The organism is Rhodoferax sp., from assembly GCF_039922535.1.
Classification (GTDB): Bacteria; Pseudomonadota; Gammaproteobacteria; order Burkholderiales; family Burkholderiaceae_C; genus Rhodoferax_B.
The window spans coordinates 1-19,602 of sequence record NZ_JBDTEM010000372.1 but is presented as its reverse complement, the minus strand read 5'-3'; the positions used below and the strand labels follow the sequence as shown (position 1 = coordinate 19,602).

Below are 19,602 nucleotides of genomic sequence, written 5' to 3'. Positions count from 1 at the left end.
GCTAATGGCCGAAAAAGCACAAACCCAAGGTGATTGACATCCCTTCGAGAACAGCGCGGAACTGGCTCCGCCAGGCCGCTGCTGTTGCCCCCTGCGTGTCGTATCGGTTTTTCAAACCGATACGAGGGGGGTTGGCGAAAGATGCGAAGCACTGAAGACTGGGGGTGTGCCACAGCCACAAAAAGAAAAAGCGCCGGGATGAAGCGGCGCTTTTCAAAAACATCTCGTAGCGGATGTCTAAATAGATTTGTTGATCATTCTGCTGGGTGTCTCCCCGGACCCTCGCTGGGAGAAGCGCTGGGCCCCTCTGCAAGTTGACGAGACTGTATCCGCATGTGTGCTCACGGGTATTAGGACTTACCCTTTCTGGTGCGCATTGTTTTAGTGCGCCTTCAGTGCGCCACTTGGCGGTGCGCCAGCAGTTGTTCTTCGGCCATGAAGTCGCTGTAGGTGAAGTCGGCGTGGCCGATGTCGGCCTCGTCGTGTTCGTCTTTCTGGGACTGGGCCAGCAGTTTGCGCAGCACCATCAGGCTGCCGGGGTCGAGGGCTTTTTCGGTTTCCTGCAGGGCCTGTTGCAGGTCAATGCTGCCCATGTGGGCCTTGTGCGGGTTCAGGGTTTCGATGCCGCGCGTCAGGCGCTGGGCCAGTTGTCGGGTGGCGATGAAGCGGCTGGCGGCAAATGCGGGGTGCACCCGGCTCAGCACCAGTTGCAGGCCGCCCAGCAGAATCTGCAGCTCCAGCAGCTTGGGGTTGTCGGTCACCCGGGGCAGCATCAGCTCGGCGTTCCAGGGAGATTCTTGGCGCAGGTCGGGTGTGTTCATAGCTTCAAAGTTTATAGCTTGCTATGGTTTTGAATCACCGCAAAGCGGCATAAACGCCCAGCAATTGCGGCCTTCGCCAAGACCGCAAACACGTTCTAGGCGGCGCGCAGTTCTTTGGGGTGTTCGAGTCGGCGCACCACTTCCTTGACCACCGCCAGCATCACCGCACGGTCGGGGTGGGGGTGGTCGGCAAAGTGCTGGGTGGTGCTGCCCGCCTGCACCCAGGCACCGGCGGCATCCGTCCCAAAGTGCAGCGCAATGCGGTGGGCGGTCAGCAACGGGCCGCAGGCGCTCCAGCTGCGGGTCCACTGCGGCAGCTTGCTGCGCCCCTCCCACAGCGTGCCCGCGGTTTCATAGCATTCCTCGATCTGGTGGTGGCCCAGTAAATGGGCCAGTTGCCGCTCTTTGGCCACGCAACTGCGGAAGTATTCTTCGTCGGTCATGCGCATGGGGGCTCCTGGAGTTTGTCAAAACACTATAGGCCTACGGGCTGCGGATGTCAGGCGGGGCATCCAGCACTTGCAGGGCATGCGCATAGCCGCGTTGCACGATGTTCTCCAGCCGCCGCCACTGCAGCATGCCGACCCGGTTCAGCGGCGGGTTGAAGTACAGGTCGCACTGCTGCTGGGCGCTGGCCTGGCGCGACATGCTGTACAGAATGGTCACCGTCATCAGGTACGAGGGCAGGGACGGCAAGCGGTAGCGGCGCTGGGCCAGCGGGCGCAGGCGGTCGCGCAGCAGGGCCCAGCTGCTGGGCATGTCTTCATGGTCTACCCGCACCGGGGTGCGGATGTTCAAGTCCACACCGATGACCCGGCCCACGCCGCGCATGCTGCGCATCACGTCCACCGGGAAATTATTGAAGCTGCCGCCGTCGCACAGCAGATCGCCGCCGTGCGCTACCGGGGGCAGTGCGCCGGGGATGGAGGTGCTGGCCAGCAGCGCATGGGCCAGGTTGCCCTGCTGCAGGCGCTGCTCGCTGGCGCTGGAGAAATTGGTGGCTACGCAGAAGAAGTTTTTCCACAGGTCTTCGATGTCGGCATCAAAGCCCACCAGTTCCTCCACCGCGGTGCGCAGGATGCGCTTCAGCCGCAGGCCCTTGATCAGCGACAGCACCGGGAACAGGTTGAAGTCGCCGGTGGGGTTGGTGGCAAAGGCGCGGCGGGCGTTGGCCATCACCGTGTCCAGCGGCTGGTCGGATGCTGCATAGGTGGCCATCACCGCGCCGATGCTGGTGCCGCCCACCCAGTCCACCTCAATGCCGCGCTCGTGCAGCGCGCGCAGCACGCCCAGGTGGGCCAGCCCGCGCGCGCCACCCCCGGCCAGCACCAGGCCCACGGCGGTACGGCTCTGGATGCGGGCCAGCCGGGCCATGTCGCGGGACAAATCGGGGCGGATGTGCAGATGCCCCGCCACGGGTCGGCGGGCCAGCCAGGGGGCCGTGCCGCGCGGCGATCGCTGGTCGGCCGGGTGCAGCAGCACCAGGATGTCGGCAATCACCGTCAGCGGCGGGCGGTTGCTTAAAAACTGCCGCTCGCTGGGGTGCAGCGCCGGCGGCTGGGTGGCGTCGGCCAGCAGCAGCAGCTCGTCGCAGTGGCGGCAGCAGCGCTGTGTCCAGGGCGTGGGCGTGGCATCGGCCAGCAGCAGCACAAAGTCGTGTTCGGCCTCGATCTGGTCCAGCAGTATGGCGATGCGGCGCTGGGTTTCTTTGTCGGTGTTGTCGCTGGGGCCCAGGCCGAGTTGCTCCAGCTGCTGGTCGATGTCGTGGCGGCTGACCACGCCCACCCGGCCCAGGGGACTAAGCTGGGCGGCCAGCCGGGCGGCAAAGTCGGGCAGGGCGATGCCTGTGGTGATGGGCAGCAGGCCGATGGTGACCAGCTTGTCGGCCACCGGCTTGCGGCCTTGCCTGCTGGTTTGCAATTGGTGGATGATTTGCGTGGTGAAGGCGATTGACAGCTGGGGGCTGCAGGCCAGCAGCCGTTGGAATGCCGGGCGGTCCAGCCGGGCCAGCACTGCGTCGCGCACCGCCACCACGGTGGCGGCACGGGGTTCGCCGGTGTACAGGCTCATTTCGCCCACGACCTGGCCGCGCACGATGTCGCCCACCCGCTGCGGTCCAGAGCCCTCGGCGTGTACAAAGGCGCGCAGCCTGCCGCTGACCACCAGGTACATCGCGTCGCCGGGCTCGCCCTGGGTCAGCAGGGTGTCGCCGCCGCTGATTTCCACCCACGCCAGGCTATGCCGCAGCAGCTCCATGGCCTCGGGCTCCAGCGCGCCGAAGAAGGCCTGGAGGTGGCGCACCAGCAGGGCATCCTGGGATTGCTGGCGGCTGCGTGAAATGGGCATGCTTATTTTTTGAATGAAATCGGTGCTTTGCGCAGCTAGTGCCTGCGCAAGAAGCTATTGTTTTAGTAGTAAACAGGACTTACGCAAGTCCCCTTGTACGTCCGGAGGGCATCCGGGGGTGCTGCGTAAGTCCTCCATATCGGGCTTGTACCATCGCCCACCATGACTGCCCCTGCTTCCTCCCCGGCCTCTCCTTCGGTTTCAGCACGTTTTGTTACAGGCCCATTGTTCCGGCATGTGGCGGTGATGTCCACCACCTCGGCCATCGGGCTGGTGGCGGTGTTCATTGTGGATTTGATCAACCTGTTCTACATCTCCCAGTTGGGCCAGCAGTCGATTGCGGCGGCGGTGGGGTTTGCGGGCGTGGTGGGCTTCTTCCATGCCTCGCTGTGCATCGGGCTGACGATTGGCATCACGGCGGTGGTGGCGCGCACCGTGGGCGCGGGCCGGGCGGCGGATGCCAAGCGGCTGGCCACTTCCAGCCTGCTGTTGATGGGGCTGCTGGCCGCGTTGATCGGTAGCGGCACCGCGCCGTTTTTGCACCCGCTGCTGCGGGCCCTGGGCGCCACCGGCGAGACCGAGCGCCTGGCCGTGCGCTACCTCAGTGTCACGGTGCATTCGCTGCCGCTGCTGGGCATCGGCATGGCCTGCTCCGCGCTGATGCGCTCGGTGGGCGATGCGCGCGGGGCCATGGCGGTGACATTGGGGGCGGCCGTGGTGACCGCCGTGCTCGATCCGATCTTGATCTTTGGCCTGCACATGGGGCTGGACGGCGCGGCGGCTACGTCGGTGGTGTCGCGCAGCATCTTGGCGGCGGTAGGCCTGCGCGGCGTGCTGCGCCACGGTCTGCTGGGCCGCTTAGGGCCGATGAACCGGGCGGCTTTGGGTGCGGATGCCCGGCTGCTGGCGGGCGTGGCGGGCCCGGCCGTGCTGACCAACCTGGCCACCCCCATCAGCGCGGCGTTTGTGACCCATGCCATCGCCCAGTTTGGCGCGTCTGCCGTGGCCGGGCAGGCCATCATCGACCGCGTGACCCCGGTGGCGTTTGGGCTGATTTACGCGCTCAGCGGCGCGGTCGGCCCCATCCTGGCGCAAAACCTGGGCGCGGGCCAGTTTGACCGGGTGCGCCAGGGCCTGCGTGACAGCCTGAAGTTCATGGTGATGGCCGTGGGCACCGCCTGGCTGGTGTTGGCGCTGGGGCAAAACGGTCTGGTCTGGGCCTTCAGCGCGCACGGCGACGCGGCGCACCTGATCCACATGTTTTGCTCCTGGCTGGCGGCCAGCTTCTTTTTTGCCGGGGCGCTGTTTGTGGCCAATGCCGCGTTCAACAACCTGGGCAAGCCGCTGTGGTCCACCGGCTTCAACTGGGCCCGCGCCACCCTGGGCACGATTCCGTTTGCCTGGTGGGGTGCGCAGTTTGGCCCGGTGGGCGTGCTGGCCGGGGCCGCTTTTGGCACGGCGATTTTTGGCACGCTGGCGATGGTGGTGGCGTTCCGGTTGGTGGGCCGGATGGGGTCGAAGGCCTAACTGTCGCTACGGCTTTGGTCCACCCACACCAGCTGGTCTACGGCAATGCCTAAGGCCTGCGCCTTGGCCAGCAACTGCGCGCGGATCTCGGCGGGCAACTGCTTGTCGCGCGCCAGAATCCACACGTAGCTGCGGTCGGCCCCGACCACCATCGCCCAGCGGTAGGCCGGGTCCAGCGCCACCACGTGGTAGCCGCCGTAGAACGGGCCGAAGAACGACACCTTGAGCGATGCCGTGTGCGGGTCGCCAGTGAACTTGGCCACGCCCTCGGCTTCCTTCCAGGCCTTCTTTTCCGCGCTGAAGCCCCGGTTGATGACCTGCACGCTGCCGTTCGGCTGCAGCGTGTAGCGGGCGCTGACGTTGTCCAGCCCACGCTCAAACGAATGGTCGAGCCGGGCGATCTCAAACCACTTGCCCGCGTAGCGCGTGGCATCGAACGGTGTGACCGCAGTAATGCCCTCCGGCACGGTGGTGGAGCAGCCGGCCAGGGCCAGCACGGAGGCCAGCAGCAAAGGGATTAAACGGCGAAAAGTGTGTGACATAAATTTATAAAAAATAGGCCTCTGGCGCATATGTTACCTGCGCAAGCAGCTATCAAAACCGCAGCATCAGCCCAAAATGGGAAACAGCTTGTGCAGGCCGTCGGCCATCACTTCCACGGCCAGCGCGGCCAGGATCAGGCCCATTAGCCGCGTCATCACGTTGATGCCGGTTTTGCCCAGCACGCGGGCAATCGGGCCGGCCAGCGCAAAGCACAGCGCGGTGGCCAGGCCAATCACTACGCCGTAGCTGACCAGGGTCATCAGTTGTAAAAAGGTCTTGGCCTTGTCGGCGTAAATCACCACGGTGGACATGCTGGCTGGGCCGGTTAGCAGCGGAATGGCCAGCGGCACCACGGCAATGCTGGCCCCCTCGGCGGCGCGCTCGGAGGCATCTTGCAGCTCGATAACGGTGGACTTGGATTCGACGGGCCGGGCATTCAGCATGTTCAGCGACGAGGTCATCAGCAGCAAGCCGCCGCCCACTTGGAAGCTGGCCAGCGAGATGTTGAAAAACTCCAGAATCTGCAGCCCCAGCAAGGCGCTCACGGCAATCACCACGAACACGCTGAACGACGACACCCAGATGGTGCGTTTGCGCTGGGCCTCTGAAAAGCTCTGCGTGTAGTGGATGAAGAACGGCACGATGGCCAGCGGGTTGACGATGGCCAACAGGGTGATGAGGGGTTTGAAGTCCATGGCCGACAAGCTTAACGTCCGCCGCTCACATCCACCAGCGCCCCGGTGGTGTAACTTGATTCGGGGCTGAGCAGCCACAAAATCGCGTGGGCCACTTCTAGCGCCGTGCCGCCGCGTTGCAGCGGCACGCTGGCCGACAGGTCGCGCACCCGGTCGGGCAGACCGCCAGAGGCGTGGATCTCGGTTTCGATCAGGCCGGGGCGCACGGCGTTGACGCGGATGCCATCGGCCGCCACCTCTTTGGCCAGGCCCAGGGTCATGCTGTCAATGGCACCTTTGGCCGCTGCGTAGTCCACATACTGGCCGGGCGAACCCAGGCGCGAGGCCGCACTGGAGACATTCACGATGGCCCCGCCACGGCCGTAGCCGGGGCCAAAGTTGCGCTCGCCCAGGCGCGTGCCCATGCGGCGCACGGCTTCACGGGCGCACAGAAAGCTGCCGATCACATTCACGCTAAACATGCGCTGCAGCCGCGCCAAATCCATGGCTTCGACCCGCGCGGGAGCGTCCACGACACCTGCGTTGTTGACCAGCGCCTGCAGCGGGCCTAGCTCTGCATCCACGCACGCGAACAGGCGCAGCACCTGGGCTTCATCGGCAATATCGGCTTGCACCGCGATGGCTTTGCCGCCATCGGCCCGGATGTCGGCCACCAGCTGTTCGGCGGCGCTGGCGTTGTGGGCGTAGTTGACGGCCACGGCGTAGCCGCGCTGGGCGGCGAGCCGGGCGGTGGCGGCACCGATGCCGCGTCCGCCGCCGGTGACCAGCAGCACGGGTGATGTAGAAGATGGGGTCATACAGAATGGAGAGGTGTGGGGTGGGAACGATACCAGTACGATCCCCTACCTTTGTGTGTCCCTCTTTATTTTGGAGTGCTTCGTATGTCCTCTCTCATCGACCTGACCGCCGCCGACGGCTTTGTTCTGCCCGCCTACGTGGCCCAACCCAGCGGCACGCCCAAGGGCGCGGTGGTGGTGATCCAGGAAATTTTTGGCATCAATAGCCATATCCGTTCGGTGGCTGATGGCTATGCCGCCGCGGGTTACCTGGCCGTGGCCCCGGCCATGTTCCACCGCGCACAGCCCGGTGTGGACCTGGGTTACACGGCAGAAGACGTGCAGGCCGGTATCGCCCTGAAAGCCGCTGCCGAGGCGCTGGGCGTGCCCACCTTGATGCTGGACGTGCAGGCCGCCGTGGCCTACGCCACCGCCCAGGCGGGAAAGGTCGGCATTGTGGGCTACTGCTGGGGCGGTTTGCTGAGCTGGCGCGCCGCCTGCCTGGTGTCGGGCCTGAGTGCGGCGGTGACGTACTACGGCGGCGGGATGACGGCGGCGGCCGAAGTGGCCCGCACGCCCCGGGTGCCGGTGCTGTCGCATTTTGGCGAGCGCGACCACGGCATCGCGCTGGACACGGTGCGGGCCTTTGCCCAGGCGCATCTGGCGGTGGATGTGCGCCTGTACCCGGCCGACCACGGCTTTAACTGCGACCAGCGCGGGGCCTATGACGCACCGGCAGCGGCGCTGGCGCGCGAGCGCTCGTTGGCGTTTTTTGCCGAACACCTGGTCTGAAAGTGCCTGTGAGGGCCCGCTACGGTTTTTAAGTAAAAATTTCGTAGCACCCTGCGCAGGTAGTACCTACGCTGACAGCCTATTTAATGCCTAAAAAATAGCCTAAAAACACCATTTTTAGGCTGTTCAAACTTTCCAGCGTGCTTCCATGAAATCCAGCAAGGCCTTCAGCGCCGCGCTGTTGTGGCGGCGCTGGACATAGGCGGCGTACAGCCACAGGTCGTTGGCGCGGTAGTCCTCCAGCACGGCCACCAGGGCCCCGCTGTCCAGCTGGCTTTGCACCAGAAGGCGCGGCACGCGGGCGATGCCCAGACCCAACAAGGCCAGGTGCACCAGCGGCACCGGGTCGGTCGCGTCCATGCGGCTGCGCACCGCCACGTTGTGGGTCTTGCCGTTCACCTTGAAGCGCCATTCTGGATGCAGGCCGTGGATGGACAGCGTGACGGCATCGTGCGCGGCCAAATCGTCCGGGTGCAGGGGCTGGCCGCGCTGCTGCCAGTAGCCGGGGCTGGCGCAGACCACCACGTCGATGCGGCGCAGCTTGCGCACGATCAGGTTGTCGTTCGGCGCGGTGCTGACGCGCAGCGCCAGATCCAGTCCTTCTTCCACCAAGTCGAGCACCCGGTTGCTCAGGTCCAGGCTGATGTGCACTTCAGGGTAGCGCCGCATGAAGTCGGCCAGCAGGGCGGGCAGCTCCACGCTGCCAATGCCTTGCGGCGCGGTCATGCGCAGGCGGCCGCTGGGTTCTTGTGCGCGGTGCTGCAGCTCTTCGCGGGTCAGCGCCATCATTTCCAGCAAGGGTTTGCTGCGCTCCAGCAGCAGGTCGCCCGCGTCGGTCAGGCTGACGGTGCGGGTGCTGCGGTTGAGCAGCCGGGTGCCCAGGCGCGACTCCAGCTCGGCGACGTGTTTGCTTACATTGGCCTTGGACACGTCCAGGGTTTTGGCGGCCAGAGAAAAGCCGCCGCGGGCGGCGACTTCACGGAAGGTGCGGATGAGTTCGAGGGTGTCCATTGTTTCCAAGACCGAAACAGCGTGGTTCCGTTTAGGGGGTCATAAAGCTGAAACTTAGTTGCAGCCACGTATTCTGAATTAGGGCAAGGTGAGAAACCCTGTGAACCAGTCCTCCGGCGCCGTAACTACTCTGAAAGAGTGGCGGCCCCGCCAGAGGTTCCTGGTCCGGCTGAACTGTCTTAACTTAAAGGAATGACCATGAACACGCATAAATTTTTAGCTGCTTCCCTGATTGCCCTGGCCTCTGTCGCCACCACCAGCGCGTTTGCTGATTCTTACGGCCGTCAGAACTCTGTGGTGACCAGCACCCAAAGTACGGTGACCCGCGCCCAGGTGCGGGCCGATCTGGTAGCGGCCCAAAAAGACGGCTCGCTCGCCGTAGTAAACGACAACAACTACCCCGTCATCACCGCCACCGGTACACCCCAGACCCGCGCCCAAGTTCGCGCCGACCTGGTCCAGGCGCAAAAAGACGGCTCCATCCCGGTGTTCCACGGCTAAGCCCTGCGACACCCCACTGTAAATTTGAAAGACACCACCATGAACACGCGTAAATTGTTAGCTTCTTCCGTCATCGCTCTGGCCTCTATGGCCGCCACCAGCGCGTTTGCCGACTCGTATGACCGTGCAAATAACCAGCCTGCCAACACCCCCAGCACGGTGACCCGCGCCCAGGTGAAGGCGGAACTGTTGGCCGCCCAGCAAGACGGCAGCCTGGCTGCGGTGAATTCCGTCGACTATCCGGTGATCAAGGCGAACGGCACACCCAAAACCCGTGCCGAAGTGCGCACTGAGCTGATCCAGGCGGAAAAAGACGGCAGCATGCCGGTCTACCACGGCTGAAAAGCGGCCATTTTTTGAGGGTTCACCTGGGTTAGTCCGCTAACGCTGCGCTACCTCCCTGGCGCACAATGTTACAAGTCGGGTGGACGCATCGCCCGGCCACAGCGCTTCTAGCACTGTGGCCGGGCGATGCGTCGTGTCCGTCTTTCATTGGCTTGAGGGACCCACCATGGGAATGGACCAGGACATACGCAAAGACCTCTGTGCACCCACAGGGCGTGGCGTAACTCCTGTGTCGATGGGGCGGCTTCAATGGGCTCCGTTGGTGCTCTGCACCGCCACTTTAGGCCTCGCTTGGCTGGCCCGCCCGCCCGGGGTATGGCCCGCGGTATGTGGCGCGGTGGGTATGTTGGCCGTGTCCTGGATGGGTACGGTCGTGCTGAGGCGGGCCTTGCGTGCACAGGGGCAGCGCGCCGCCGATGCCTTGGCGGCCCTGGAGCTGCAATGCCAGCAGCAACGCACGGTGTTGGACAGCCTGCCGTTTCCCGTGTGGTTCAAAGACGCGCAGGGATTGCATCTGCTGGTCAACCAGGCTTATGTGGAACGGCTGCAGCTGCCCGATGCGGATGCGTTATTGGGCAAAACCGACTTTGAACTCTGGCCCGCACCCTTGGCCCAGCGGTTTCGCGAGGTCGATGTGCAAGTGATGGAGAGTGGCGAGGCCCGCCATATCGAGGAGCAGCAAGGCGTGTCGCCCGATGCCCCATGGGAAGAAATTTTTAAGACGCCGGTGCGCTACGGCGCAGGGCAGTGCGGTACGGTGGGCGTGGGTATCGACATCAGTCGGCGCAAACGCGCCGAAGCCCAGGTGCTGGAGCGCGAGCGCAACCAGCGCGTCCTGGTGGACAACCTGCCCTTCAAAATCTGGCTCAAAGATGCCGACAGCCGTTTCCTGGTGGTCAGCCAGGGTGTGGCCGATGAGCGCGGTTTTGCCCTGCCCGGCGACATGCTGGGTAAAAACGACTTTGATTTGTTCCCGCCCGAGATTGCCGAGGTGTGCCTGGCCGAAGAGCGCGTGGCGATGCAGACTCTGCAAGCGGTGCACATCGTGGCCCCGCTGGGCACGGGGCCACAGGCGCGCTGGTTTGAAACCATCAAGGCCCCGGCCATCCTGGACGGAGAACTCCTCGGTACGGTGGGCCTGTCGCGTGACATCACCGACCGCAAGGCCATTGAGGACCGTTTGCACATGCTGGGTGCGGCGCTCGACCGGGTGGACGACTCGGTGTGCCTGGTGAAGCTGGGGGGCAGCGGTTTTGTGTACGTGAACGCGACGATGTGCAGATCTCTGGGTTACAGCCAGGCTGAACTCATCGGCGGCATGACGCTGCACGACATCGACCCCGGGCTGACCGCCGCCAAGTTGGCCAGTCTGCGCGCGGAGTTGAAGGCGCGGGGCCACGTGCTGTTCGAGTCCACCCACCGGCCACGCCAAGGGCCCGACTTTGCGGTCGAGGTCCGCATCAATTCTTTTGTACATGAAGGTGTGGCGTATTCGCTGTCTACCGCCCGCAATATCGTGGACCGCCAAGCCCTGCAAAAGCGCCTGACCGACAGCGAGCAGCAGTTTCGGGGCCTGGCGGAAAACATCACCGACCTGATCCTGTGCCTGGATGCACAAGGCCAGCGGATGTACATGAACCCGGCCATGCAACGTTGGTACCGCAGTGTGTGGGGTGACGATGCGGATGTGATGCACCCCTCCGTCACCATGCTGAACCACGCCACCCGGCAGCAGCACGATGACCTGGTGGCTCGGGTGTTGGCCACCGGCTGTGAAGAGCAGCTTGAATTTACCTCGCCACAGCAGGACCGTTTGGCCCCCATCACCGCGCTGTCGCGCTACATGCCTTTGCGCAACGCCGCGGGCGATGTCGAGGGGGTCATCATCTTGGGCCGGGATATCACCGCCTTGAAACGTGACGAGGCGAACCTGCAGCGCCTGAACCGTGCGCTGACCCTGATCAGTGCCATTAATCTGGCGGTGGCCAAGTCCACCCAGTTGCAGGACTTGCTCGATACCATCTGCCGCCTGATGGTGGAATTGGGGGGCTACTCCACCGTGGGTATTGGCCGCACCGAGAGGGATGTCTATAAAAGCGTCAGTGTGGTCGCCAGCCATGGTGTGCTGGCCGAAGAGATGCGCCTTCTGCCGCACAGCTGGTCCGAAGCGGCACCGGGTTTTGGGGTCATGGGCCGCTGCATTGTGGAGGGTACGCTGATGGTGGTGGCAGATGCCCGCACCGACCCCCGTGCCATGACCGGGCCGGGCAGCGCCCAGGCTTTGGGGGTACGGTCCATGCTGTGTCTGCCGCTGCACGGTGCGGATGGCGTGTGGGGCGCGATTTTTGCGCATTCGAGCGTGATCGACAATTTCTCTGCCGACGAAGTGCGCCTGTTTGGCGAAGCGGCCAACAATGTCGCCTACGGTATCCGCGCCATCCTGGCCCAGGCCGGCATGCGGGCCGCCGAGCTGGCCCTCTACGAATCGGCGCTGGCGCGCCAGATTGCCGAGGAGGCCAGCAAGGCCAAGAGCGAATTTCTGGCCACCATGAGCCACGAAATCCGCACCCCCATGAACGGCGTCCTGGGCATGACCGGTTTGCTACTCGATACCCCACTGAGCGACGAGCAGCGCGAGTACGCCGAAACCGTGCGCAACAGTGGCGAATCCCTGCTGCGCATCATCAACGACATCCTCGACTACTCCAAGATCGAAGCGGGCAAGCTGGAGCTGGAGGTGCTGGACTTCAACCTGCGCAGCCTGATGGACGAGGTGGCCGACGTGGTGGCTTTTGGCATCGGTAAAAAGCCGGTGGAGTGCGCTTGGGTCGCGCAGCCGCAGGTGCCGTCCCGGGTGCGCGGCGACCCGGGTCGTTTGCGCCAGGTGCTGCTGAACCTGGCGGGCAACGCCACCAAGTTCACCCAGCAGGGCGAGGTCACCATCGACCTGGCCCTGGTGGCCGACCAGGACAGCGAGGTGCTGCTGCATTTCGAGGTGCGCGACAGCGGCATCGGCATCACGCCCGAAAAATTAGCCCAGCTCTTCACCCCCTTCACCCAGGCCGATGCGTCCACCACCCGCCAGTACGGCGGCACCGGACTGGGGTTGGCGATTTCCAAGCAACTGGTCGAGCGCATGGGTGGGGTGATCGGTGCCCGCAGCGTGCTGGGCCAGGGCTCGGTGTTCTGGTTCGAGCTGCCGCTGGGCATACCGCTGGCACCCCACCCCGCCGAGGTCGAGCGACCCTTGTCGGACCTGAACGGCCTGCGCGTCCTGGTGGTAGACGACAACGCCACCAACCGCCGCCTGTTGGAGTTGCTATTGCAGGACTGGGGCATGCAGGCCGTGACAGCCGAATCCGGTCTGCAGGCCCAGCACATCCTGGCCGCCGAGCACGCCGCGGGCCGCAGGCTGCACGCGGCGATTTTGGACATGCGCATGCCCGGCATGGACGGTGAAGCCCTGGGCCGCTGGATGCAGGCCGACCCGCGGTGGGCCGCGGTTCCACGGGTCATGCTCACCTCGGTCGCCCAGCGCGGCGACGCGGCCCGCTTGACGGCTGCCGGTTTTGCCGCATTTTTGACCAAGCCCATCAAGGGCGTGCAGTTGCTGCGCTGCATGCAAACGCTGCTGTCCCTGGGCACCCCGCCGCCATCCGTACCCGCGGTTGCGCCGCGGGTCACCCGCGATACCCTGCAGACGGCCATGCCCGGTGCCCGCGTGCTGGTGGTGGAAGACAACCCCACCAACCAAAGGCTGGTACTGGCCCTGCTGGATAAATGGGGCTACCAGGTGCATACCGCCTCGCACGGTGGCGAGGCCTTGGCACTGCTGCGCCAGCATCCCTTTGACGTGGTGCTGATGGATTGCCACATGCCCGAGATGGACGGCTACGAAGCCACCCGCCGCATCCGCGCCGGTGCAGCCGGGACTCGGCACCGGGACGTGCCCATCATCGCCCTGACCGCCAACGCCATGGTCGGCGACCGCGCCACCGCCATTGCCGCAGGCATGGACGAGCACCTCAGCAAACCCATCGATGCCCCTGCCTTGCGTGCGGCGGTGCAGCGCTGGTGCCGTCTGCGCTCGGGCGCGGTGACGGTGTTCGCGCCGCCGCTGGAAGACTTCAGTCTGGTGTCGCTGGGCCGATACTATGGGGACGACTTGCCGCAGGTGGCAGCTCTGCTGCCTGGATTGCTGGCCGACCTGCAACACCAGTTACCCGCTCTGCGCGAGGCCCTGCAAGCCCGCCGCAGCGCCGAAGCCAGCGTGCGGCTGGAGGCCTTGGGCCGCGCGGCCGACGCCGTGGGCGGTGAGGCCCTGGCCCAACAGGCGCGGGCGTGGCGCGATAGCCTGGACAGCCCACCCGGCTCCTGGCCCGAACCCGGGCCGCAACTGGAGGCACTGGTGGCGCGCCTGGAGAGCGCTGTTGTGGCGTGGACGACAACTGGGAGTGCAGCATGGACGTAGTAATCGTGGACGACGTAGACATCAACGTGGTGCTGCTCAACCGCCTGATGGACCAGGTGGGCGGCTGCCGCGTGCACTGCTTCTTACAGCCCATGGAGGCGTTGGCGTTTTGCCAGACCACCGTGCCCGACCTGCTGCTGGTCGATTACCTGATGCCGGTGCTGGACGGCATCAGCCTGGTCCGCCGGTTCCGCGCCATCCCGGGGCGAGAAGATATTCCCGTGCTGATGGTCACCGCCAGCGACGAGCGTGCGGTGCGGGTGCAGGCGCTAGAGGCTGGAGCCAACGACTTTTTGTCCAAACCGCTGGACCGCACCGAATTCTTTGCCCGCACCCGCAACATGCTGGCCCTGCGCCGCAGCCAGACCCGGCTGGCCGACCGGGCCCAGTGGCTGCAGGAAGAAGTCGCCAAAGCCACCGCCGAACTGCGCCTGCGTGACCGCGAAACCATCGCTTGCATCTCCCGCATCGCTGAATACCGCGACCCCGAAACCGGCCTGCACACCCAGCGCATGGCGCACTACTCGCTGCTCATCGCCCAGCACCTGGGTCTGCCTGCCGAAACCCAGCAGTTGCTATTTGACGCTGCGCCGCTGCACGACGTAGGCAAGGTCGGCATCCCCGACAGCATCCTGCTCAAACCCGGCAAGCTTGACCCGGCCGAGTTCGAAATCATGAAAACCCACAGCAGCATTGGCCACCAGGCGCTGGTAGTGGGCCATTCCCAACTGATGCAAATGGCCTCCACCATCGCCATCTCGCACCACGAAAAATTCGACGGCAGTGGCTACCCTGGCGGGTTGGTGGGCGACATGATTCCACTGGCGGGCCGCATCGTGGCCGTGGCCGATGTGTTCGATGCGCTCACCAGCGCCCGCCCCTACAAAGCCGCCTGGCCGGTTGAACGTGCCCTGCAACTGCTGCGCGACGGATCCGGCAGCCATTTCGACCCCGTATGTGTCGATGCCTTCATGGTCCAACTGGAGGCCGTGCTGGCCACCAAGGCCCGGCTGGACGACCCGGCGCAAGTGCCATGAACATCCTGCTGGTCGGCACCCGCACCACGCCGGGCCACGATGCGGTGCTGCGCGCCCTGTTGCAGGGCTGGGGCCACCAGGTGCTGGATGCCGAGGCCGATGGCCCGGTGGACTTGGCGCTGCTGGACCTGGATGGCGCTGTGGATGCCGCGCTGGCCCACCCGGTACGCCCGGCGTTGGGCCTGGCCACTTTCGACCATCCCGGAACCCAAGAGCGCTGCCAGGCCGCTGGTCTGCACACACTGCTGTTCAAACCCGTGCGCCCGCCCGAACTGCGCGCCGCGCTGGACGCGCATTCCGCACAGCCCTTTGACTACGCCCAGGCCCTGGCCCAGGCCGACCCCTGGATCGTCGGCGTGGTCGCCCTCCCGTTCAGGCGCGACTGGCCGCAGCAACTGGACGCGCTGGAAGCTGCCATGCACGCCGCCGATGCCCCCACTGCCCACCGCCTCGCCCACACCCTCAAGGGCCTGGTCGCCAACTTCCACGCCACCCCGCTGGTCCGCCGAGCCCAGGCCCTGGAAGCCGACAGTGCCGCGTGTGCCTCCTCCGCCTACCACGCACAGGTAGCGGCCCTGCGCGCCGATCTCGGGTTGTTGGACACCGCCTTGGCAGCATTTTGCCGGGCGAACCCTGATGCTATTTAAATGGTAGCTTCTTGTGCAAGTGGAATATGCGCTGGAAGGCTATTGGGCACCTCAATTTACTGCGGCAGCGTTGGGGGTATTGCCTGCGCACGCACCGCCGCCGCACGGGCTAAATTGGCAAATCCGGCATTTCCGACGCTGCAGGCGCGAAAAAAGATACAGGGTCCTTGCAAAACGCCGTTGCAAGCGTCGAAGATAGCGGGCCTGACAGCAGGCAAGGAGCGCCGATGATTTCTCGTTTTTCCCACCAAGACACCGATCCACCGCACGCAGGACACCGTGCGATGGAGGCGGGCGCGTCCGGGAAATCGGGTTCGGCAGAAACCGCCTTCCCCCAAGACAGCCTGCAAGCCTTGCTGGGCGCGGTGCAGCACAGTGCGCCCGCCCTGCAGTGGGCGGTTTACCGTGCGGGAGAGAAACTGCATCTGGTCGGACAGGGGCATGCCGGGCACTGGCCCGTGGCCATCACCAACGGTGTATTCGAGGCGTTCTGCCGGGACCAGGGTCTGCACCGCTGGGCCACCGGCCAAGGTGAAAGCGCCTTGGGTTGGGTGGTCGCTGCGCACAGCGAAGCGGGCAACGTTCTGTTAGCTGAGCTGGCGCGCAAGCTGGGCCTGCGCTTGCAGACCGATGCGCTTGCCCGGGCCCAGGCCAGCCAACGGGTGCTTTTTGAAATTACCTACCTGGCCAGTTCCACCCGAGACCGTGGCGCGTTTTTGCAAGGCGTACACCGCCAACTGGCGACCTTGATCGATGCCGAAAACTTTTATCTGGCGCAGTACGATAGCCAGTCCGACAGGCTCAGCTGGCCGTACTACGTGGACAACACCGATGAGGAGGTCATAGATGCCGAGGTCTACGAGGTCATAGACCGCCAGCGCCTGACGATGACCGGTTATGTCCTGACCACCGGGGAGCCCATGTTTGTTGATGCCATGGACATTGCCTTGGCAGAAGAGCAAGGGCTGTTTCATTGCCGGGGCCATCGTCCGGAATTCTGGATGGGGGTACCGCTGAAAAATGCTTCTGACGAAGTGTTCGGCATGCTGGCCATGCAGGTGTACGACGTGTCGCGGATCTACAGCGTCGAGGACCGCGAGTTGTTTCTGGTGGTGGCGCGCCACGTGGCGATGGCGCTGGACCGGATTTTGCACCGCGTGCACCTCGAAGAAACCGTGGCCCGGCGCACGCTGGAACTGTCTACCCTGAATGACGCGCTGCGCCACGAGGTGGCCGACCGCGAACGCGCCGAACACCTGCAGCGCGCCTTGTTCCAGATCACCGAATTGGCCAGCCAGCCCGGCGACATGGCCGACCTGTTCCGCGGCCTGCACGGTATCGTGGGCGAGCTGCTGTTTGCCCTGAACTTCTATATCGCGCTGTTCGACGATGCCACGACCGAGGTGACTTTTCCTTACTACGTGGACGAGTTTATGGATCCGCCGCCCAACCCCCGGCGCGGTGAGCGCGGTGTGACCGAATACGTCATCCGCCAGCGACGGCCCTGTCTGATCGATGCCCCGGAAGTCCGTCGGTTGGAGACTCTGGGGGAGATTGCCACGCGTCGGGGCACCAACAAGTCCTATTCTTGGCTGGGCATTCCGCTGTTCGATGGCGACGTGGTGCGCGGCGTGCTGGCGGTGCAAAGCTATTCGGCCGACATCCATTATTCGCTGCGCGACCAGGAACTGCTGACCTTCGTCTCCCGCCACATCGACACGGCTCTGTCCCGGCGCAGCGCCGCCGATGCCATCCACACCGCCAATACGCGGCTGGAAGCCCGGGTCCAGGACCGCACCCGGGAGCTGGACCACGCAAATGCCAAGCTGCAACATGAAAACGGCCATGACTCGCTGACCGGGCTGCCCAACCGCGCGCATCTGCAACAGCGCTTGCACAGCGCCTGGCAGGCTTTCTGCGCCCATGGCCAGGAACTGGTGGTGATGTTCATCGACCTGGACCGCTTCAAGATGGTTAACGACAGCCTGGGCCACCACTCCGGCGATTTGCTGTTGGTCCAGGTGGCCGATCGCCTACGCGGCTGCATGCGCGACAGCGATCTGCTGGCCCGCCTGGGCGGGGACGAATTTGCCGTGCTGGCCTTTGGTGCGCCGCCGGATGTCACCGCGGCCATTGCCGAACGGATTGTGGAGGCCTTCGACCTGCCGTTCCATATCGATGGGCACACCGTGTTTTCGTCGTGCAGCGTGGGCGTGGTCGGTGCCGACAGCCAGTTCCACCAGGAGCCGGCCGATCTTTTGCGCGATGCCGATACCGCCATGTACCGGGTGAAAAATGGCGGACGCGATAGCTATGCGTTGTTCAGCCAGGAGGTGCGCCGGGAAGTGTCTGACCAGATGGAGCAAGAAAGCGCCCTGCGCAACGCGCTCAAACGCAACGACGAGTTGCTGCCGTATTTCCAGCCCATCATCGACTTGCAAAGTGGGAAGATTGTGGCGCTGGAGGCCTTGATCCGCTGGCACCAGCCGGGCGGCAAGGTGGTTGCGCCCGGCCAGTTTCTGCCTGCACTGGAGGGCCTGCGGCTGATTGGTCGGCTGGATTTCTACATGCTGCACAGCGTGGTGGCGACCCTGGCACAGCCCGAACATGCGCATTGGCCCACCGTGCACGTGAACTGCTCCAGCTACAGCATCACCCGCAGTGAATTCTCCAGCGAAGTTCTGAGTCTGTTGGCCGAGCATGGCGTGGCAGCGTCGCGCATTTGCCTGGAGCTCACCGAAGGGGCCCTGGTGGCCGAACCGGAACTGGCGCGCCAGGCCATGAAACACCTGGCCGACAACGGCGTATCGGTGGTGCTGGACGATTTTGGTGCCGGGTTCTCGTCGCTGAGCTATGTGCACCAGTACCACTTCAGTGGCCTGAAAATCGACAAGTCTTTCATCTTGGAGCTGAGCCGCAGCCCGCGCAGCCGCGCCATCGTCCGGGCCATCGTGCGCATGGCCGAATCGCTGGACCTGAGCGTCGTGGCCGAAGGGGTGGAAGACGCCGAAACCCTGGCCTTGTTGCGTGAAATGGGCGCCGGCCAAGCGCAGGGCTACTACTTCTCGGTGCCGCTGCCCAAGGACGCGCTGGACCTCAGCCTGCTGGCTGCCGTGTAGCCCTCTGGTCGGGGTTGGCCGTTCAGCTTCCGGTACGCTTCAGGTACTGCTTGCGCCAGAACAACAGCCCCATGCCGACGGCGATCACGGCCATGGAGCCCATGGCCCACCAGAAACCACTGCGTTGGTGGATCAACGGAATCGCCTCAAAATTCATACCGAAGATGCCGGCAATCAGGTTCAGTGGCAAAAAGATGGCGGTCAGCACCGTCAGGGTCAGCATGATGTCGTTGGCGCGGTTGCCCTGCACGCTGAAATGCATTTGCACGGCGGTTTCCACGCTTTGCTCCAGCCGCTGCACGTGGCGCACCACGCGCTCAATATGCTCCAGCACGTCGCGGCTGCGCACCTGCAGCAGCTCGCGTTCGCGGGCATCGGCGGGGCTGTCCGCCTCGGGCCAGGTTTTCACCGCTTCGATCCAGTCCTGGATGGCCGAGCGTTGCTCTTCGCACACGTCGTCTAGCTGGTGCAACGTGAGCCGCGCGTCCAGTAGCGCTGCCCAGTTGCTGAAGCGGGCGCCGGGTTGCAGCAGGGCGGTTTGCCAGTGGTCGAGCTGGCGGGTGAGTTCGCGGCGCAGGTCCAGATAGCCATCGACCATCAGGTTGACGATGCGCAGCATCACGTCGGCCGGGCTGGTGGGCACGCGCGCGCCGCTGGCCCGCAGCTCGTTAGACGTGGTGGCCAGCAGCTTGTCGGCATAGCTGTCGCGCACCGCGCAGTCGGTGGGGTGCACGGTGAGCAGCACTTGGTCGAACACCGCAAAACCCACCGGGTTGGTGTCGATGCGGCGCAAGATGGGCGGGCCGCTGTGCTTGCTGTGCGGAGTCAGCGCACCGGGCACCGCCTCGGGCTGCCCGGCCGCCAGCCGCCGGAACACCAGCAGGTCGTACTGCGAGGTGTAGTCGTAGTGCGAGGGCAAATGCGCGTTCAGCAGGTCCGACACGTGCAGATCGACCAGCGTGTGGCCGCAG

At 64.8% G+C, this 19,602-nt stretch carries 16 protein-coding genes; 8 read left to right on the top strand and 8 right to left on the bottom strand.

The genetic code is table 11. The annotated features are described in order from the left end of the window. Positions 1–392 precede the first annotated feature (392 nt). The 3 genes from ABI213_RS17845 to ABI213_RS17835 form a co-directional block, all read right to left on the bottom strand. Entirely contained in the window at positions 393–821 is a 429-nt protein-coding gene (locus ABI213_RS17845; RefSeq protein ID WP_348007120.1) for a hypothetical protein, read from the bottom strand. A gap of 95 nt (positions 822–916) precedes the next feature. Next, a complete protein-coding gene (locus ABI213_RS17840; RefSeq protein ID WP_348007119.1) occupies positions 917–1,270 on the bottom strand; it encodes an aminoacyl-tRNA synthetase in 354 nt (117 codons plus the stop codon). Positions 1,271–1,304: 34 nt separating this feature from the next. Further along, complete coding sequence (locus ABI213_RS17835) at positions 1,305–3,167, bottom strand: patatin-like phospholipase family protein (protein WP_348028056.1); 1,863 nt, start codon at positions 3,165–3,167, stop codon at positions 1,305–1,307. Between the two features lie 162 nt (positions 3,168–3,329). Here ABI213_RS17835 and ABI213_RS17830 point away from each other — a divergent pair, with 162 nt between their 5' ends. After that, the gene (locus ABI213_RS17830; RefSeq protein ID WP_348007116.1) at positions 3,330–4,694 is read left to right on the top strand and encodes an MATE family efflux transporter; all 1,365 of its coding nucleotides are present in this window, start codon (positions 3,330–3,332) and stop codon (positions 4,692–4,694) included. On the opposite strand, the gene ABI213_RS17825 is transcribed toward ABI213_RS17830, so the two are convergent. The 3 genes from ABI213_RS17825 to ABI213_RS17815 all read right to left on the bottom strand — a co-directional run bounded on the left by ABI213_RS17825 (position 4,691) and on the right by ABI213_RS17815 (position 6,729). Further along, entirely contained in the window at positions 4,691–5,236 is a 546-nt protein-coding gene (locus ABI213_RS17825) for a lipocalin family protein (protein WP_348007115.1), read from the bottom strand. The genes ABI213_RS17830 and ABI213_RS17825 overlap by 4 nt on opposite strands. Before the next feature lie 66 nt (positions 5,237–5,302). Then, positions 5,303–5,932, bottom strand: coding sequence for a MarC family protein (locus ABI213_RS17820; RefSeq protein ID WP_348007114.1), 630 nt, complete (start codon positions 5,930–5,932; stop codon positions 5,303–5,305). A gap of 11 nt (positions 5,933–5,943) precedes the next feature. Next, entirely contained in the window at positions 5,944–6,729 is a 786-nt protein-coding gene (locus ABI213_RS17815) for an SDR family oxidoreductase (protein ID WP_348007113.1), read from the bottom strand. Positions 6,730–6,813: 84 nt separating this feature from the next. Between ABI213_RS17815 and ABI213_RS17810 the strand changes: the two genes are divergently transcribed. Next, complete coding sequence (locus tag ABI213_RS17810) at positions 6,814–7,500, top strand: dienelactone hydrolase family protein (RefSeq protein ID WP_348007112.1); 687 nt, start codon at positions 6,814–6,816, stop codon at positions 7,498–7,500. A gap of 126 nt (positions 7,501–7,626) precedes the next feature. On the opposite strand, the gene ABI213_RS17805 is transcribed toward ABI213_RS17810, so the two are convergent. Continuing rightward, positions 7,627–8,511: a LysR substrate-binding domain-containing protein gene (locus ABI213_RS17805; protein ID WP_348007111.1), complete on the bottom strand. Its 885-nt coding sequence runs from the start codon at positions 8,509–8,511 to the stop codon at positions 7,627–7,629. 198 nt (positions 8,512–8,709) lie between these two features. Between ABI213_RS17805 and ABI213_RS17800 the strand changes: the two genes are divergently transcribed. The 6 genes from ABI213_RS17800 to ABI213_RS17775 all read left to right on the top strand — a co-directional run bounded on the left by ABI213_RS17800 (position 8,710) and on the right by ABI213_RS17775 (position 18,631). Continuing rightward, positions 8,710–9,012 carry a DUF4148 domain-containing protein gene (locus ABI213_RS17800; protein ID WP_348007110.1) on the top strand — a complete coding sequence of 101 codons (303 nt, stop codon included), beginning with the start codon at positions 8,710–8,712 and terminating at the stop codon, positions 9,010–9,012. 39 nt (positions 9,013–9,051) lie between these two features. Continuing rightward, the gene (locus ABI213_RS17795; RefSeq protein WP_348007109.1) at positions 9,052–9,354 is read left to right on the top strand and encodes a DUF4148 domain-containing protein; all 303 of its coding nucleotides are present in this window, start codon (positions 9,052–9,054) and stop codon (positions 9,352–9,354) included. A gap of 346 nt (positions 9,355–9,700) precedes the next feature. Continuing rightward, positions 9,701–13,828 (top strand): response regulator, encoded by a 4,128-nt coding sequence (locus ABI213_RS17790; RefSeq protein WP_348028054.1) that lies wholly within the window; start codon positions 9,701–9,703, stop codon positions 13,826–13,828. Next, a complete protein-coding gene (locus ABI213_RS17785; RefSeq protein ID WP_348028052.1) occupies positions 13,819–14,865 on the top strand; it encodes an HD domain-containing phosphohydrolase in 1,047 nt (348 codons plus the stop codon). Before ABI213_RS17790 ends, ABI213_RS17785 begins: the two co-directional genes overlap by 10 nt. After that, positions 14,862–15,512: a response regulator gene (locus ABI213_RS17780; RefSeq protein WP_348028050.1), complete on the top strand. Its 651-nt coding sequence runs from the start codon at positions 14,862–14,864 to the stop codon at positions 15,510–15,512. The genes ABI213_RS17785 and ABI213_RS17780 overlap by 4 nt, the downstream gene beginning before the upstream one ends. 227 nt (positions 15,513–15,739) lie before the next feature. Further along, positions 15,740–18,631: an EAL domain-containing protein gene (locus ABI213_RS17775; RefSeq protein ID WP_348028048.1), complete on the top strand. Its 2,892-nt coding sequence runs from the start codon at positions 15,740–15,742 to the stop codon at positions 18,629–18,631. A gap of 22 nt (positions 18,632–18,653) precedes the next feature. Here ABI213_RS17775 and ABI213_RS17770 read toward each other — a convergent pair. Then, positions 18,654–19,602: magnesium transporter CorA family protein (locus tag ABI213_RS17770; protein WP_348028046.1), on the bottom strand; the 949-nt coding region annotated here is incomplete at its 5' end.